The organism is uncultured Veillonella sp. (genome assembly GCF_963534045.1).
Classification (GTDB): domain Bacteria; phylum Bacillota; class Negativicutes; order Veillonellales; family Veillonellaceae; genus Veillonella.
The window spans coordinates 18014-35631 of sequence record NZ_CAUSQT010000017.1; the positions used below are offsets into that span (position 1 = coordinate 18014).

At 37.6% G+C, this 17618-nt stretch carries 16 protein-coding genes; 1 reads left to right on the plus strand and 15 read right to left on the minus strand.

Translation table 11 applies throughout. From position 1 onward, the window contains the following. Positions 1-14 precede the first annotated feature (14 nt). The 15 genes from RYP29_RS04430 to RYP29_RS04500 all read right to left on the minus strand — a co-directional run bounded on the left by RYP29_RS04430 (position 15) and on the right by RYP29_RS04500 (position 16072). The gene (locus RYP29_RS04430; RefSeq protein ID WP_311532476.1) at positions 15-455 is read right to left on the minus strand and encodes a BdrN protein; all 441 of its coding nucleotides are present in this window, start codon (positions 453-455) and stop codon (positions 15-17) included. A 188-nt stretch (positions 456-643) separates the two neighbouring features. Then, positions 644-1063, minus strand: coding sequence for a hypothetical protein (locus tag RYP29_RS04435; protein WP_311532477.1), 420 nt, complete (start codon positions 1061-1063; stop codon positions 644-646). A 369-nt stretch (positions 1064-1432) separates the two neighbouring features. Then, a complete protein-coding gene (gene lsa(C) / locus RYP29_RS04440; protein WP_311532478.1) occupies positions 1433-2911 on the minus strand; it encodes an ABC-F type ribosomal protection protein Lsa(C) in 1479 nt (492 codons plus the stop codon). A 28-nt stretch (positions 2912-2939) separates the two neighbouring features. Then, complete coding sequence (locus tag RYP29_RS04445) at positions 2940-3254, minus strand: TfoX/Sxy family protein (RefSeq protein ID WP_024066714.1); 315 nt, start codon at positions 3252-3254, stop codon at positions 2940-2942. A gap of 268 nt (positions 3255-3522) precedes the next feature. Next, positions 3523-5010 (minus strand): 23S rRNA (uracil(1939)-C(5))-methyltransferase RlmD, encoded by a 1488-nt coding sequence (gene rlmD, locus RYP29_RS04450; protein ID WP_311532479.1) that lies wholly within the window; start codon positions 5008-5010, stop codon positions 3523-3525. Beyond that, positions 5010-5678, minus strand: a complete 669-nt coding sequence (locus tag RYP29_RS04455; RefSeq protein WP_311532480.1) for a TerC family protein — start codon at positions 5676-5678, stop codon at positions 5010-5012. The genes rlmD and RYP29_RS04455 overlap by 1 nt, the downstream gene beginning before the upstream one ends. A 237-nt stretch (positions 5679-5915) precedes the next feature. Continuing rightward, positions 5916-7838, minus strand: a complete 1923-nt coding sequence (gene tet(M) / locus RYP29_RS04460; RefSeq protein WP_311532481.1) for a tetracycline resistance ribosomal protection protein Tet(M) — start codon at positions 7836-7838, stop codon at positions 5916-5918. Between the two features lie 15 nt (positions 7839-7853). Then, positions 7854-7970 carry a tetracycline resistance determinant leader peptide gene (locus RYP29_RS04465; RefSeq protein ID WP_001791010.1) on the minus strand — a complete coding sequence of 39 codons (117 nt, stop codon included), beginning with the start codon at positions 7968-7970 and terminating at the stop codon, positions 7854-7856. Positions 7971-8214: 244 nt separating this feature from the next. Then, positions 8215-9150 carry a conjugal transfer protein gene (locus RYP29_RS04470; protein ID WP_001224320.1) on the minus strand — a complete coding sequence of 312 codons (936 nt, stop codon included), beginning with the start codon at positions 9148-9150 and terminating at the stop codon, positions 8215-8217. Next, the gene (locus RYP29_RS04475) at positions 9147-10148 is read right to left on the minus strand and encodes a lysozyme family protein (protein WP_000769868.1); all 1002 of its coding nucleotides are present in this window, start codon (positions 10146-10148) and stop codon (positions 9147-9149) included. The genes RYP29_RS04470 and RYP29_RS04475 overlap by 4 nt, the downstream gene beginning before the upstream one ends. Further along, positions 10145-12322, minus strand: coding sequence for a CD3337/EF1877 family mobilome membrane protein (locus RYP29_RS04480; RefSeq protein ID WP_000804748.1), 2178 nt, complete (start codon positions 12320-12322; stop codon positions 10145-10147). Before RYP29_RS04480 ends, RYP29_RS04475 begins: the two co-directional genes overlap by 4 nt. 2 nt (positions 12323-12324) lie before the next feature. Then, positions 12325-14772, minus strand: a complete 2448-nt coding sequence (locus RYP29_RS04485; RefSeq protein WP_000331160.1) for an ATP-binding protein — start codon at positions 14770-14772, stop codon at positions 12325-12327. Next, positions 14756-15148 carry a conjugal transfer protein gene (locus tag RYP29_RS04490; RefSeq protein WP_000723888.1) on the minus strand — a complete coding sequence of 131 codons (393 nt, stop codon included), beginning with the start codon at positions 15146-15148 and terminating at the stop codon, positions 14756-14758. Before RYP29_RS04490 ends, RYP29_RS04485 begins: the two co-directional genes overlap by 17 nt. An 88-nt stretch (positions 15149-15236) precedes the next feature. Next, a complete protein-coding gene (locus RYP29_RS04495) occupies positions 15237-15734 on the minus strand; it encodes an antirestriction protein ArdA (RefSeq protein WP_000342539.1) in 498 nt (165 codons plus the stop codon). A gap of 116 nt (positions 15735-15850) precedes the next feature. Next, on the minus strand, positions 15851-16072 hold the full coding sequence (locus tag RYP29_RS04500; protein ID WP_001009056.1) for a hypothetical protein: 222 nt from the start codon (positions 16070-16072) through the stop codon (positions 15851-15853). 179 nt (positions 16073-16251) lie between these two features. On the opposite strand from RYP29_RS04500, the gene RYP29_RS04505 reads away from it, so the two are divergent. Beyond that, positions 16252-17499 (plus strand): ISL3 family transposase, encoded by a 1248-nt coding sequence (locus tag RYP29_RS04505; protein WP_000019067.1) that lies wholly within the window; start codon positions 16252-16254, stop codon positions 17497-17499. Positions 17500-17618 lie beyond the last annotated feature (119 nt).

Sequence of the window (17618 nt, forward strand, 5' to 3'; positions counted from 1 at the left end):
GTATTCTTTCCAGTTTAAAGATTTCCCTCAACTACTATAACAGATGTATGTTGAAGTGATTCCTTTATCCAAGCAATAAATGTGTTTAAAAACACTTGCTCTTCTTTACTAAGGTTTATAAGATCAACTTCAATATTATGAATTATTTTAATCCAGTAATCTTTCTTAATCCAATTATCAAAGCATACATCAAATCTATCTCTTTCAGTATTATCTGATGCATCTATAATAGGATACGCTTTATTAAAATAAGAAACTAAGATATCAAAATCTGGACTATATACACGTAATGGCTTTCTATAACGGTGCCAGTCTTTCCAACTTGGTTCATGACCAGACACATCAGAAATTTTGAGCGGATTAAAATCTAAGCGTATGTTCTCATATAATGGTGCATTAAGTCTTAGCTCCATATACTCTTGGTTTTTATAATCTACTGAATTTAGCCATACCATTATAGTTCACTCCATAAACTTATAAAAAAAAATTATAAGGACACTTCGTTCCTGGTGTGCAAAGCCATTATGCATGAGTTCTTACGAGCGTTAATACTGACTTGCTCTACGCTCCCAATACCTATAAAATATTATATCAATCTTTCTCTTTCCTATATCTAGCATAATTTTATTTGTAAAAAATAGGGTTATTTTTTTACACGATACACCATATCCCCGCTATTCCAAATATACATAATGACAGATACTGGAGGTTTTTCATCGATCCAAAGCCAACCTGTATATGTAGTTGTATTGGCAAAATATCCTTCCGTAATTATTTCAAATTCTGAGTCTACATACTCATTTATAAAATCTTGTAAACAAAGAGACTTTCCATAAAAGCGACCTTCACCCAAGGTTTTGTTAAATATTAGTACCTTACACAAATCCACATCACAGTCTTTAAAAGATATTTCACCGGAAAATGCTCTTTCCTCACCGTCAACCAATTGATACATTTCGTCAACTATTAATGTTAATGTTTTATTATGAATTTTGATTCTATTTACTTTACTACCATAAAGACTGAAAAGGATATTACTATGTCTATCATGTATAAAATCCATATTATTCCTCACAAGATTAAATCTAAAATTGTAATTTAAATAAATTCTAGGTATTTCTATTTTAAATTTGATTATATAGGCATCCTTTCACTCTTGGTGAGTAAAGCAACAGCTTCAGCAGTAGGCTGTTTCCAATCATTCTTCACTTTGCTCGAATTCTTAGACATACCTGCCATAGGCGGTGCTATCACTCACTGCGTCACTTCGTTTCTAGGGATTAAAGCCACCGCCTCAACGTTGATTGAGTGAACACTAAGTATATCAAGTAGTTGCGTTTGTATGTGGGAATATTTCCACATACTTTTTAACGATAGCATAAGGTTATCGTTAAAAGGTATTACCTCGACAAACTGAGAGTTGTTATTTAGTTTATAATCGTATTGTTTTATTAGCTATATCTTCTACAAACCTCTTATCGTGTTCCACAAATATAAGTGTAGGTTTTGCTTCTTTTATAATTTCCTCAATCTGTATCCTTGATATTACATCTATATAATTTAATGGTTCGTCCCAAACAAATATATGAGCCGGCTTTGATAAACTTACAGCAATTAAAACTTTCTTTTTTTGTCCATCGCTATAGTTCTTCATATCCATTTCAAACAATTCTCTTGCAAAATCTAATTTCCTAAGAATTGTTTTGCACAATGTTTCATCAACACCTTGCTTATGAATATACTCATTTAGGTGGCCTGTTAAATTTGATGTATCTTGGGGAATATATGATATTTTTAAATTACTTGCTAATTTTACATCACCTACGTACTCGTGATTTAGACCTAATAAAATTTTAATTAAGGTTGATTTTCCGCTACCATTACCCCCATATATAGCCACTATATCTCCCTGCTTTATATCAAAATTTACATCGCTTAATATCTGTCTTTCTCCATAATATGATGATAAATTTCTAACCAATATTAGAGGATTTTTGTGGTGATGTAATGGATGCAATAATAGACTTTCCTTTGTTTCAATATCTTTTAGTAAATTTTGTTTTTTTTCTATTGCCTTATTTTGTCTATTCTCTAAATTCTTAGATTTTTTCATCATCTTAGCTGACTGATGACCTATATGTCCCTTATCCGGCTTTACACCTGATACTTTTACACCGTTTTTGGTATTTTCAATTTTATAAGACCAGTTTTTACTTTGTCTTGCAGCTTCTTTTAATCGTTTAATATCTTTTCTTAATTTCTCGTTTTCACTAATTTCAAATTGATCTTTCATCAATTTGTTTTCATGCCATGATGTAAAATTTCCTGATTGAACATCAATAGAGTTTCTGTTAATCGAAATAACATGATTGATACAGCCATCTAAAAAGTCTCTATCATGAGATATAAGTAAAAAACCTTTTTTATTTTTCAGATATTCACTTACAATTTTTCTCCCGTCCATATCTAAATGGTTTGTTGGTTCATCTATAAGTAAAAAACCATCTTCTCTTGTAAACAAAATAGCTAAAAGGATTTTTGTTTGTTCTCCTTTAGAAAGCGTTTCAAACTTTCTGTAAACAAGACTCTCATCTACATTTAGCAAATTAAGTTCTCTAAATAATTTCCATTCTTCCTCATCTGATATTAGTTCTTTATATAACTCAATTCCTAATTTTGAAGTATCACTTAAATTGGGTGGGAATTTAATAAAGTTAACATCCTTGCTTATTTTACCTTGATAAGTTTCTTGATTTAAAAGTAACTTAAATAGAGTTGATTTACCTATTCCATTTCTTCCTATCAATCCTATTTTCCAGTTTGTATCAAATGAAAATGATACATTTTCAAATACAGGTTTTACATAACCATAATATGAGAAATTGAGATTTTCAATTTTAATTGTAGACATAAAAATACCCCCTCAAATTCAAATTTGATTATTTCTTTAGTTTTGGTACAGGTAAATCATCATACATTGAATTAAATAAGCCATTTAAAAATTCTTTGTTGTCAACATCATCTACCAATAGCATTTCCTTTGCTCCATCATATGGTAACTCATACTTTGCATTTGGCATATATGCTATTGCGGATTTAACAGGTTTCACTAAAAACCTATCATCATAAATTCCACCAACAATTTTTCCGCGATAATAAACAATGTATTCACCCATCATTGATCTATATGTTATTTCTTCCAACTCTGATAGTTGTTCTAAAATGAAATCTAAATATTCTTTACTTGAAGCCATAACCTGTGCCTCCAAAAAATTTTAATTCGTCTACACTATTTTAATAATTATATTAGATCTATATGTTAGAACTTCAGTTTACAGTAGCACGCAGCCAATCATTCTTCACTTCGCTCGAATTCTTAGACATCCCTGACCAGTGCTATCACTCACTGCGTCGCTTTGCTCCTAGTGAGCAAAGCCACTGCCTCAGTGGTTCGGCGTTTCCAATCACACTTCGTCTTCATCTCGTGTTCTTGGACGCCTATCACATGGGCAGTGCTATCACTCACTGCGTCACTTCGTTCCTAGTGAGTAAAGCCACTGCCTCAACGTGCGCTGTCATAGGAAACATGTCTACAGGTTGTACTTCTTTTAGTTCGTAGCCATAGTGTGTAAGGATCTCAATGTCTCGTGCCATGGTTGCTGGATTACAGGATACGTAAACAATGCGTTTTGGTTCCATTCCTGCTGCAGAGGTTAGTACTTCTTCTTTACAGCCTGCACGGATTGGATCGAATACGATGACGTCTGGTCGTACGCCAGCTTTGTAGAGTTTTGGCATTTCTACAGCCGCATCAGCGACGATAAATTCTGTATTATCATAGCCGTTACGACGTGCATTTTCACGAGCATTGATAATGGCTGGTTCTACGATTTCTATGCCTATTACATGTTTTGCCTTATGAGCCAAAAACAATGAAATGGTCCCCGTACCACAGTACGCATCGATAACGGTTTCATCACCTTTTAAGTCCGCATAAGCTAATGCTTGATCGTAAAGTACTGACGTTTGTTCTGGATTCACTTGGAAGAAGGAATGTGGAGATAATGTAAACTGTAAATCCTTTATGTGATCTGTAATCGTCCCATCCCCATAGAGGATATTATTTTTAGGTCCTAAGATGACATTAGTACGCTTACCATTCACGTTGTGAACGATGGTTTCTACTTGAGGAATGCGTTCCCTTAATTTTTCTACCCACTTCTCTTTATGCGGCAATTGTTCAGTGGCCGTTACAAGGATAATCATCCATCCTGATTGTCCAATGCGTCCGATAATATGGCGCAGCACACCCTTTCCTGTATGTTCATCATACGGTTCAATATCAAACTCTTTAGCGATTTGGTAACAAGCTTGAGCGATGATATTATTCCCTTCATCTTGTATTGGACAGTTTGTACCTTGCACGATATCGTGAGATCCCATCGCATAGAATCCCATTTGAATATCGCCTTTAGTACCGCCTACAGGCATTTGCATTTTATTGCGATATGCCCACGGTTCTTTAGGGCCTAATGCAGGTTTTACAAGATCTGGATTTTGATGACCAATGCGTTCTATAACGTCCTTCACCTTTTGTGTTTTTAGTGAAAGCTGACCTTCATAGGTAATGTGCTGTAGTTGACAGCCCCCACAGAAGCCATAGAGTTCACAACTAGCATCGATACGGTTCGGGGCCATTGTAACAATCTCTAAAAGTCTACCTGTAGCATACGTCTTTTTCACCATGTTGATAACTACTTTTACAGTTTCTCCAGGCAAAGCAAAGGGAACAAAAACAGTAAAGTCGTCCACACGACCTACCCCTTCACCGCTGCTACCAATACCGTGAATGGTTACGAGCACTTCATCACCTAGTTTAACAGGTGCATTGAGTATAGCTTGTTGTTTTTTAGATACTGTACCGCTCACAGTTTGCTGTGAATTTGAGCGATTCACTCTTCTATGTTGTTTAGATTGTTTTTTACGAGATGTACGACCTGTACCGTTCATTACGCGTCTCTTTTCTTCCAAATTTTAATCATACCAGTCACAATGAGTACAAAGAATACAGTACCGAATTTCACGAGTAATTCTTCACCTTGAATATATGGCATAAGAAGTGGATCCTCTACAATCATTTCGCCTGCAACCCAACCGAGGAGCGCACCACCTGCCCAAAGAATAGCAGGAAATTTATTAATAATACGAGCAAATAAGGTAGAGCAAAATACGATAATTGGAACCGTAATTAACATGCCAGCGATAACAAGCTCTAAATGACCTTTAGCTGCACCTACAACACCGATGACATTATCAATACTCATCATCGCATCGGCTACAATAATTGTCCAAATGGCACCCATTAAAGAGTTCTTAGCTTCGATATGTGCATCTTCATCATCGCCTTTTAAAAGCTGAATAGCAATCCACACGAGTACTAAACCGCCCCCTAAATGGATGAGTGGAATTAACGTTAATGCCTCTACTAAAATAGTGGCAAAGATAAGGCGCATTAGGATAGCACCAACAGTCCCCCAGAGAACTGCTTTTTTCTGTAATTCCGGTGCTAATTTGCCTGCAGCCATACCGATAACAACAGCGTTATCTCCAGCTAACAAAATATCTATTAAAATAATTTTACTAATGGTTATCCACGTAGCAGCTTCTAAAAATTCCATTCTGTACTTACCTCAATTCAGTTTACTAATTCTATAACTATCCCTTAACTATACCATAAATATTGTATTTTCTCATCTATACGAACGGCTCAATCTATTACTATTATTTCCAATATATAGCTGTAAGGCTCTATATAATATGCAGATAAGCTCTCCATAATATGCTTATACTATCCTTATAATCCACTTATAATGATTTATATTAGGAGTGTACTTTTACAATCAGAACCACCCGTTTTACGGGTGGTTCTGATTGAACATATATCGTACTTTATCTATCCGACTATTTGGACGACGGGGCTGGCAAACAGGTTCACCGGTAGTAACATGGTACCCTTTTAACTCTGTTAAACAAACACTACGTCCATTTGTAAAGAAAGTTAAATCACTACGATATTCTTGAATACACCGAGCAGGGATTTCTCCACTAAGAATGACCTCATTATTTTTCAATTGAGTGTCTACGATGTTCGCACAATATTTAGGAGCATCGTTGTATGCTCGTGAAAGATATTCCTGTGGCGCATAAATTTTAAAACTAAGATATGGCTCTAACAATTCTGTTCCAGCTTTTTTTAAGACTTGTTCCAATACAATAGGAGCAAGCATCCGAAAATCTGCTGGGGTACTAACAGGGCTATAGTATAAGCCATACTTAAAACAGATTTTACAGTCCGTCACATTCCAACCATACAATCCTTGTTCGCAGCCATAGCGTATCCCTTCCATAACTGCATTTTGAAACGATTGATTTAAGTATCCAAGAGAAACCGAGCTCTCATACTGCATTCCACTTCCCAACGGAAGCGGTGATACAGATAAACCAATGGAAGCCCAGAAAGGATTTGGCGGCACTTCGATGTGAATGGTATATTCTGCATTTTTTAACGGTCTCTCCATATAAATGACTGTAGGCTCTTTTAGTTCTATCTCCACATGATACTTTTCTTGCAACAGTGCACTAATCACTTCCATTTGTACTTTCCCTAAGAAAGAAAGTATAATTTCATGTGTCGTAGAATCCACGTAATATCGTAGAAGCGGATCACTATCTGAGATTTCCAAAAGGGCATCAAGCAACATTTCTCTCTGTTCAGGTTTACTCGGTTCAACAGTCGTTTGCAGCAGAGGGAGGGGATTTTCAATTCTCTCTCTCTGTGGCAATAGCTTTGTATCTCCAAGAACACTATTTAACTTCAAAAACTCATTTTGCAAAATAACAATTTCTCCAGAATAAGCTCTATCAATCTTACATAATTCACCATTTATTGAAGTATACATTTCTGTAACTTTTATTTTTTCTTTTTCTGATACTCTAACCGAATCTCGTAAATGTAGTACTCCACTATAAAGGCGTATATATGCAAGACGTTGTCTTTTTTTTGTATATTCAATTTTGAAAACATTTCCGCAAAGTTCAGACGGACCTCGATGTGTTGATGAATAAAATTTATTAGTAATAACTTCTATAAGGTTATCAATCCCTATATTACTTTTTGCACTTCCATGATAAAGAGGGAACAGAGAACAATTCTGAAATCTTATGCTTTCCTCTTGTTCGAGTTCCAATGCTTCTAATGATTTACCGGACATATATTTCTCTAAAAGGTCATCGTTTCCCTCTATTACCGTATCCCATTGTTCAGATTCGGTAAAGTTCGTCACACACATACTAGGATACAGTTCTACCTTCTGTTTGATTACAATTTCGGCAGAAAGTTTCTCTTTAATATCCTGATAAACCGTTGATAAATCAATTCCATTTTGGTCAATCTTATTGATAAAAAAGATTGTGGGAATCCCCATTTTCCTAAGTGCATGAAATAATATACGAGTTTGTGCTTGTACGCCATCTTTTGCAGAAATCAGTAGAATTGCCCCATCTAAAACTGATAATGAACGATATACTTCTGCTAAGAAATCCATATGTCCTGGCGTGTCTATGATGTTCACCTTCGTATTTTCCCACTGAAAAGAGGTTATTCCTGTCTGAATTGTAATTCCTCTCTGACGTTCTAAAAGCGTATTATCCGTCCTCGTTGTACCTTTGTCCACGCTTCCTAATTCTGTAATCGCTCCACTGTTATATAATAAGCTTTCTGTTAAGGTAGTTTTTCCTGCATCAACATGAGCTAAAACTCCAATATTAATAATTTTCATGTGATTTTCCTCCATTCAAAAACCCAAAAGGGCATAAAAATCCCAGTGATAAATACTTTTATCACTGGGATTTTTATGCATAACCATAGGTATACAAAGCATACAGATATTCTCTGGATACTTTAGAATCACATGATAAAGGTATTCTTAAACTGGGTACAAAAAACTAAGCCCTCCTAAAAAAGGACATCCAATTATTTGTTCCCACTATCAAATTGACAGTTTATTTAAGAATACCTTGCCGCATATTTATTAACTCCTTTTAAATAGATACTTAAATAATAGCACGTAAGAGCATATTTGTAAAGGAATCTCCAATTTTTTATCAAAGAGAGTACGTGATTACAAAATAGCTGTAATAATGTACCAATATTTGTTATTCTATAATCTTCCAATTACTCCCGTTCTTTTCAAGTACCAAATCAAATTGAGATACCTGCGTTGCTTTGGTCTGCTGGTCGATATACTCCACTGTCAGCGATACCGTGACTTGATTATCCTTACGATTGTGAATAGGATTTACCAGTTCTTGAAAGATGTACTCTTTTCCGATTGGTTTTAATATCCCGTCATTCACATAGTAGGAAAGTTCACTGGCTGTCGCTGTAGGATAGAGCTTGAAGAACGTCGTTAAAAACTCATTGATTTCATTGGTTGTAATGGAATCAACCGTCCCCTCACTTTCAATGGCTTTTGGTTTATAACTTGATTTCTTAGGTATGTTGGTAATGGTCGGATTCTTAACCAGTACCATATTTCCAGAACCATCTACATAGACACTCACTATATAAGCAGAGTGGACGGTCTTTGTATTTTCTCCCTCTGTAATGAGCTGGTCTACACTGTAGGTTACATTAAACTCATTGTCGCCAGTTGGCTCTACCGTCCATATCTGAAATCCTCTTACAGAAGACGATACAGGAATATCTTTGCGTACTGTATCAACATTGAGAGCTTGAAGTTCATCTGTCAGATAGCCTTTTAGACTTTCCATTCGATTATCAATGGACTTATCGGATTGCTCCCATGAATAGTAGACTTTCGCAAAGTTCTCTACAAAATTTTCTACATGATGAGTATCAACGTATTCCTTTTCTATGATAGTTGTTTCGTGAATAGTATGAGTATCTATAGCTGTAAAGTGCTTGAATATCGCAAAGCTGAAACTAAGCCCTAAAAGTACCCACAAGGCAATCACAACCTTTTTATGAGGATTGACCTTATAGTAGACACGAGGTTTCTTTTCCTTTGGTATCTGTTTTTCTTTATTCTGATTTTTTCTAAATTTCATCATTAAATCTTCCTTTCTCATTGTTTGATTCGTCCTGCTCCCACTAAATGCTGTTGCCAGTAGGGGCTTGTTAAGTCGGCATAACCGATTGGGTCGCCTGCATGAAACATACGGTTATTGCCAAGGTATATCCCAACATGAGTAATATAAGAGCCAGCGTTATAGGTAGAATGAAAGAAAACCAAATCGCCAGCTTGTGCTTCCGATAGTGGGATATGCTGGGTCACATCATATTGCTGTTGTGCGGTTCGTGGTAAGTTAATTCCAGCTTTTCCATACGTCCATTGTGTCAGTCCGCTACAATCAAAAGAAGTAGTCGGGGAAGCTCCACCGTAAACGTATCGCCAGCCCTCATATTTCAGTGCTTCGTCCATGATGGCTTGTACCGTATCATCATCAAACTCTGTTGTGACAAGATACTGCGTTACCAGTTGCACATAAAACATATTGCCATAGTTGTATCGCCAGCCCCCATTGATAGGTATGGCTATGGGATTGGGGTAAGACACTTTTTCGCCACCTGAATACTCTTTTGAGAAACTTTGAGCCAGTTCAAAGGTATATTTATTTCCACGATTAGCCACATACCCTAAGAAACCACCACCATAATTGTAGGACTGGATAACCGATTCTAAATCTACACTGAGCCTTTCGCTACTGGCTAATAATTCACTGAAATACTTCACACCTTGCTTAATGGATTCTTCTGTACTCAATGAATTAGGTGGAAGACCGAGGGATTCCGAGGACTGCATAACATCTTCCGCAGTACCGCCCGATTCCACCTGTATAATCGCAAGAAGTATGTTGACATATTCTTCAACGCCATATTCTTTGGCATATTTTTCTACCATAGGCTTATGAGCCAGCACTTCTGCGGAAACATTCACACCTCCATAATGAATATTGGAAATTCCGCTGTCCTGTTCATCTGAAAATAAAATGGCAACAAACAGAAGCAGTGAGAAGACCATCAAGAATAATCCAGAACCACCAATCACTAAAGTTTTCAACTTCATGGTTTCTTACCGACTTTCTTAATGGTGGCGGTTTTGATTGGTGGTCTACTTCTTGTATTTTGTAGTGGTACTCTTTGAACAGTAGACGGACGTTCTTTTGTGATTGGACGTTGTGAAGTTCTATCTGCTGTAGTGGTTGAAGTTGCTGGCTTTTGAACGGTTTTTTCTTGAACGGTATTGCCTTGGCGTTCCACTTTTGGACTTGAAAAATCGGACTTAACTGCTGGACGCTCTTGTTTGGCTTGTTGAGATTCCTTATATGAAGTCTGAATATTAGACTGTTTTGAGGTCTGTTCATCATGATATTGTTCTTGTCTTGTAGTCGGTCTTTCATGAACAGAAGAAGCAGGCTGTTTTTTCTGTTTGACCTGTTCCATTTCAGAGCGACGCTTCGCAATGGTTTTTCGCCTTTGTTCCTGCTGTTCCTTGCGTCCACTGGCTCTGTCCGCTTTGGTTTGAGAAATACTACTGGTTAAATCACGGACATTCTCTTTTACTTTGGATTTTCCTTGATATACTGCATATCTTGCATTGGTCGGCAAATCTTTAACCTGTTCTTTCAAACCACTAGCAGTGTCTACCATTCTGTCTTTGGTATCAGCTACTGTACCGATGGTTTGACCGATACGTTTTCCAAGTGTTGATTTTTCCTTTCCGTCTGGTCGGGAGTGATCTGCTTGTGTCCTTGCAGAACTCCCCGAACCCGACTGTCCTTTTTTACCTGTAACAATGGCAGACCCAGCCCCTAGAGTAGTCATGGAACGTCCAAGTTTCCGCTGTAGACGGTGCATGTGAGCGTGCATAAGCATACGAGGTTTTCTCATCACACGACTTCCCACACTTTGAGAATCGTTACTCTGTAGAGAAAACATACTCATTAAATCGCCCAGCTTGAAGTAGATTCCTGCAAAGGTCACAATCTGTAGAAAAGCAATCAAAAAGAACGGATAACCAGCCGATAAGGTATAGAGCATGGTTGAAATACTAAATGCTGTCGTAATAATCAATGTGATTCCAGCTCGTGTCAAAATGGTATTAAAGAGCTTTGTTATGGCTCGTTTTGACATACCATCAAATGATGGAATCATGCTTAAAATAAAGCTCACAGGCAGAAACATAGCATAGATGATAAAAAGTACCTGCGAGAAAATCATGATTCCTGTTAATAGGAATACAAATATGGAAATCCCAATATTGAAGACAAATAGGAAGAAGACTGTACCTAAACGGTTAATGGTCTTTGTAATGGTTAGATTGGTATTGCTTCTGTCTTCAATTTCTTCCGCAACAATTTTTTCTCTGTCTTCGCCATTGTTGGAATCTGGGCTGGTGGAGAGCAGGCTTTCCACACGGTCAATACCGATACTTTCAATGTCTGAACTGTTGTATTGAAGCAGTAGCCACGGTTGCTGAACCTGTATGGAAAACAGGCTATCTCTGATTAAGTCCACGCTGTCCTTGCCTTGACTATCGGAATGGGGCATGACAATCTTCGTGCCAAGTGATAAACTGGCATTACTGATGTCTGATGAAAAGTCATTGATTTTTTTAATGTAGTCGGGAGCGTAGGCAATAAAGGAAGCCGATAGGATAAACACCAGCACAAAATTCATAATGGCATGAATTGCCTTTGTGGTTTCTCTCTTTATCAGTCCCGTATAGGCAACATAAACCCCAAGAACCAAAATCAAGAGTAAGAGGAATCCAACATAGAAACCCTCTGTTGAAAATCCGTTTGCACTCACACCAGCTAAGGTCTGCATATTCTTACCAATGGAATCTGCTGTAGCGGAAATGAAGTCTAAGGAATAGGCTTCCTGTACTAAGTAACCTGTCGCATTGGAAACATACAAACTGATTGTCCAAATAAAATTGGTAATGGCATATAGTCCATACATGACCTGTTTTCCAATCCCGTCCGACCAGTTCCACGGAAGCCAGCCCCAGCTATTATCCACATAAAAATCCAGTTGATAGTTTTCAAGTGGGTATCGGCTGTATTCATTTGCCACATTGACCGTATCATCTACCAAGCCCGCAGCTTGAACCACCGTTCCCAGCATGGCTAAAAGAAAAATGGCAATCACAAGTGTGAAAGCCACTGTCATTGCCACTTTACCTAGACGTTTCAGCGTCCAGTTTGATTTTATTCTGTTTACTATTGATGGTTTCACATTTACACCTCTTTTCGCACAGGTGGTCTGGTATCAAAGGCATGGAGCAGTTCTTCAAATACAGGGTGGAACTGTATCACACCGACACGACCATATAAATCACTGATAAGGCATTGCCCGTTTTCCAAATCACGCAATCGCTTCTGATTGTTTTCGTCCTCTGGGTCTACACCAAAAAAGGCTAAGGTCTTTTTAATCTCGTTAAGGTCAGTGGAACGAAATGCAAATTTTAAGCCGAGGTTATTTTTCAGTTTTTCATCTAAGAGGTCGTCTGTATTTTGGGTCACGAAATATACCCCAGCGTTCATAGCACGACCAGCCCGAACCAGCTTCATAGATAGTGTTTTTCCTTGTGCTACCTGTAAAAAGCTCCATGCTTCGTCTAAATCTACAATCTTGAAAATGCTTCGGTCTGTATGGATAAAGTCTAAAGCAAAGGTACTAATGACAATCAGCATAGCAACGGATAAAAGCTCCATAGTGGTATATTCCTCAAAGGAAGTTTCCTTGTCGGGAAGTACCAAGTCCGCAACCTGTATAATGTTCAGTTGTTTTTCTAAGCTGATAGACTGCTCCACATAACCATTACTGAATAATAAATGTGCAAAGTCATAGTCTGTAAAACTTTCGATATGGTCGGCTATACTGGTACTTAGTGGCGTATTCTCAACCCGTAATTCCTCAATCACTTTCATCAACCCTCGTACTTCACTATTGGTTACTGCACGAATGGCTTTTCTAAGGATTGGGAAGCGTTCCCCATCACGAGAGGAAATCCCCGTAAGGAATGTCAGAATATCAATAGCCAGTGATTCAGAATCTTTGGGATTTTTCATAATCACATAAGGGTCAAGTAAGCCTTTGTTTTTCTCATCAGAAGTCAGAGTGACGATATTGATTTCATGGGAAATCTCTGGCAAGGTTTCTTTCCATCTGCCACGTTCTGCTTTTGGGTCTACAATCACTGCTTGTGCCCCATAAAGCACCGCATAATAGACGATAAGGTTATTCGCAAAGGATTTACCACCACCCAGCGAACCAACAAAAGCCGACGCTAACGCATTGGTTACTGAACCCTTAACCCCTTGACTGGCAAGAGCAGGTTTCAGATAGACATTGCGTCCAGTATCTAAGCTGTAGCCAACATAAATCCCCTCATTTTCCCCCAGCATTTGAGTAGCACCAAAACCTAAACCAGCGAGGAAATCAGAGGTCACGTATTGAATATAATCATTCATATAACGCTTGCTGGCAGGTAAAAATTCTTCATGTAAGCCGAGCATATCCCCAAATGGTCGTACCAGTTTTACGCTTAAATCGTCATAAAAATCTTTCACTTCATTACAACGACGTTTGAGTTCGTCAAGATCATTTGCTGATACCCTTACCACATAAGACAGCTTGTACATAGATTCCTTGCTTTGGTCTAAATTGGTTTCCAGCTCATTCACACTTTCCAGAGCTTCCGCCACATTGGAGCTGGTTTCATTATCACTTTGCCAAGCGTGGTTATCCAAGTCTTTCAGTTCTTTCTTTTTATTGCGGACAGTAGATAGGGCTTTACGATTCGCTACAATTTCCACATTCATTGACGTATCAATCGGGAATGTAAATTGCTGTTGCTGGTAGTAGAAGATTTCAGAGGACGGGAAGTCCAGTTCTCCGACAATGCTGTTAATGGTAAAGTAAGCTACATAGACGGTTTCATCTTCCTGCTGGATTTTCAAATATCGCTGTTTTTCTTCCACCAAACAGCGAGTAGGCTTAATCAAGTCATAGTATTTAATCAGCGTTTCATTATCCAGCTTTTTCTTTGATAGATGGTACTCATACTCTTCATAGGCAGTGCCTGTCTGTCCGTAAAGGTGTTCAATCAGATAGCCGAAGTCGTCCTTATCTAACCTGCGGATTTTGAAACGACGAGAGATTTTATTTTCTAAGAGCTTTTCCATCTTCTGAAAACGCAGGATTTCATCATTACTCATACTAACAAAATCGCCCATCAGCTTATGGTTCACATCATAGACAAAATCAGACAAAGCATTTTTTGCTTCAACGGTAAGACTTTTCATAGAAAACTCCTGATCGTTGAGAAGCAACTTAAAGCCGATAAAGAAACGGTAGTTCACTTGATTTTCGCCAATCATGGATATTAAAGCGTCTGTCTGTTGGTCGATTTTGTCATAGGCAACCGCTTTGAGCTTGCCAGTGACTTCATTTTTGGAACGCTCTTGTGCAGAACGTATGCTGGATTCTGTACTGATTTGTAAAGCATGAATTTTGCCATCACGATTTTGTGCGATAAGCTGTCTGAAAGAATCATGCACTTGTATTTTCTGTTCTGGACTTAGAAATGAGTAATTGTAAGGAACAAGCTCATAGTAAGCATAACATTCCCCGTCTTTATTCCAGACGAGATTGTTTTCAATGTATTTAATTGGATATGCCATAAAATTCACTCCTAACTGCTGTAATGGCTTCTTGTGGCTGGTTTCTGCCAAGCGTTACTTTTTTTCCTGCATAGGTCAGCTTTGGTCGCAGTGCATAAGCAATGACAGACTTCAAAAATCCATAAGGCTTTTTACCATCAAAAGTTTTTGTAGACATAAACCATGTGAAAGCCACAGGAATCCCAAAGTATTTGAGAAATGCTCCCTCTATCATGGAAAGAGGGGGCAAGTTGCCAAGTATCATCACTGCAAAGAGTGACACGACAAACCATGTCATTTGCGTAAAGGTTATGGGAAACGGAAGTCTAAAATCATTGATAGAATACAGTACCTTTTCCACAGACCAGATACTGGTATAGCTTCGTATTTTCTTCATGTAATCAATCCTTTCATAAAAAATAGGGGTAGCTGATTGAGCCACCCCGTAAAATAGAAAATCTGCCAGTAGTAATGTACCGACAGATTTAATAGACGATTTCAAAAATCCCATGATTGGTTGAGATAAACGTTCCTGAAAGGTCTAAATCCCGACCATAGGCTTGATAATCAATATAGTTTTGAAGACTAGCTGGTACTTCGCCTAAAGCACCCGTTTCTTCAATGTAGTAGCGTGCCACGTCATACATATCATCACAATCGGAATGAATGATAATATCCTCTTGATGTTCGCTTAGTTCTTCAATGCTTGAAAAATGAGTGAGCAGAGCAGATAGCTCCGATTGTAATTCTTCGGGTAATTCCGATACCATTTCCCATAGTCGATTGAGTTCGCCAATGGAAGTGTATTCGTCAACCGTAAAGGGTAACTCGTAGTCATGAATGGCGTATTCCTCATATTCATCATTCAAGCCGATTTTCTCTTTGACTTCCTCAAAGTCAATGGGAAAGGTAAACCACGCACCGACCAATTCGCCCTCATTGTATTTGCCTAAATTCGCAATATAGACTTGCATATCGTCCATATATTCACGTCCTTTCTTTGTAGAGATTCAAAAATCCCTACCGCACTTCGTTTGGTGTACCATTCCTTTGCGGAACATAAGAAAACCACTTATATTCCACAAAAGAACGGTTTTATTTAAGCACCAATAATGCGATTGAATAGCTCTAGTAAAATGTCTTTTACTCCAGCAGCGTTGAAGACTAAGCCAACCGCAATAATCGCAATAATTAAAAAGCCAATCAGTTTGCTAAACTCACGCTTGAAGCCAAGATACAAGCCAATCACAACGATTGCTAAAAGCACCAGTGATTGAGCGTTTGATAGAAACCAGTTATAAAGGTTTTGTCCAAAATTCATAAAAATGTTCTCCTCTCTATATTCAATGAATTTGTATTTGAGTTATTTTTTTGGGGTATACACTTTCTGGTATGGATAGAGATTCCATGCCAGATTTTTTTATACAAAAAAGAGGACATTTGCTGTCCCCTCGTTATACAATCAATTCACCACAAAAATCATGAAAGAAGGTTAAACAAATGTCCCATAATGATTCTATCCTAAATATTCTTGGAATTAAAGATAAAAATATTAAAATTATTTCTGTTGAAGAAGCTGAACACAACAACGATTCTGTTAAAGAGTATATAACGCTAATAACAGCTACTCTTTCTTATCCGATTAATCGTTGTCGTAACTGTGGCTTTCCCACAGTTAATAAGGATGGCTTTCGCAAAACTCATGTACGACTGGCAAGTTTAAATGGGAGAAGATATGAACTAGAGCTTCGTAAACAACGCTATAAATGTAAATCATGCCATACTACTTTTGGTGCTATTACTAATTTAACCAAAGAAAATCAAACCTTATCCAGTGATCTCAAAAATCAAATCATGCTTTTAGCTCGTAAAGGCTTATCTGGTCAGCTTATTGCTGAAATGTGTCACTGCTCTCCTAGCAGTGTTCGTCGAACAATCTTAGAGCGCATGGAACCACACTATCGTGTGGCTAAGTTGCCTAAGCATCTATGTTTTGACGAGTTTCGTTCAATTAAGTCTGTGATGTCCTTTATCTGTTGTGACGCTGAAACCCACCAAATTGTCACAAAGTTACAGGATCGTCTATCACCTACCATTGTTGATTATTTTGAAAGTCGTTATTCAAAAGCCGAACGCGAATGCGTTCAATCAGTTGTAATTGATTTAAATGCTCAATATCAAAGTTTTATCTATCGCCTTTTCCCTAATGCCAATATCATTATTGATCGCTTCCACCTTGTACAATTAGCTGGTCGCGCTTTGGACAATTGTCGTATCTCTATCCTAAAGCAACTTGATAAACAGAGCCAAGAATATAAAATTATGAAGTCACATTGGAAGCTATTCCATAAAAAAGCTGAAGATCTTCACCCTGAAGAAGTAGTTTTTCTTCGCGGCGTTAAACAATATATGACTCGCCAAAATGCTGTTGATCTCATTACTAGTAAATTTTCCAAGTTCGCTGAAGTATACCAAACTTACCAAGATATCACGAAAGCCCTAAACGAGCGCAATAGTGAATTACTAGAGTCAACCATCTTAGACTACCAAAAAACCAATACAGAAATGGATACTGCTATTCAAACCCTTCGTCAAAACAGAAAATATGTCTTAAATAGCGCTAAATTTGAATACTCTAATGGTCCTTTAGAAGGCATCAATCGCAAAATCAAAACCCTAAAACGAACTTGTTATGGTTTTGCCAATCAAAAATTTTTCTTTTTAAGAATCGATTGTATTTTTTCGTAAAAAAATACCCCCTACATTTTCGTAGGAAGTATTTTTAGTCAACCATACCAGTTGACAGATATCCCACTTAGGACATTTTCCTACAAGGGGTCCCGAGCGCTTAGTGGGAATTTGTACCC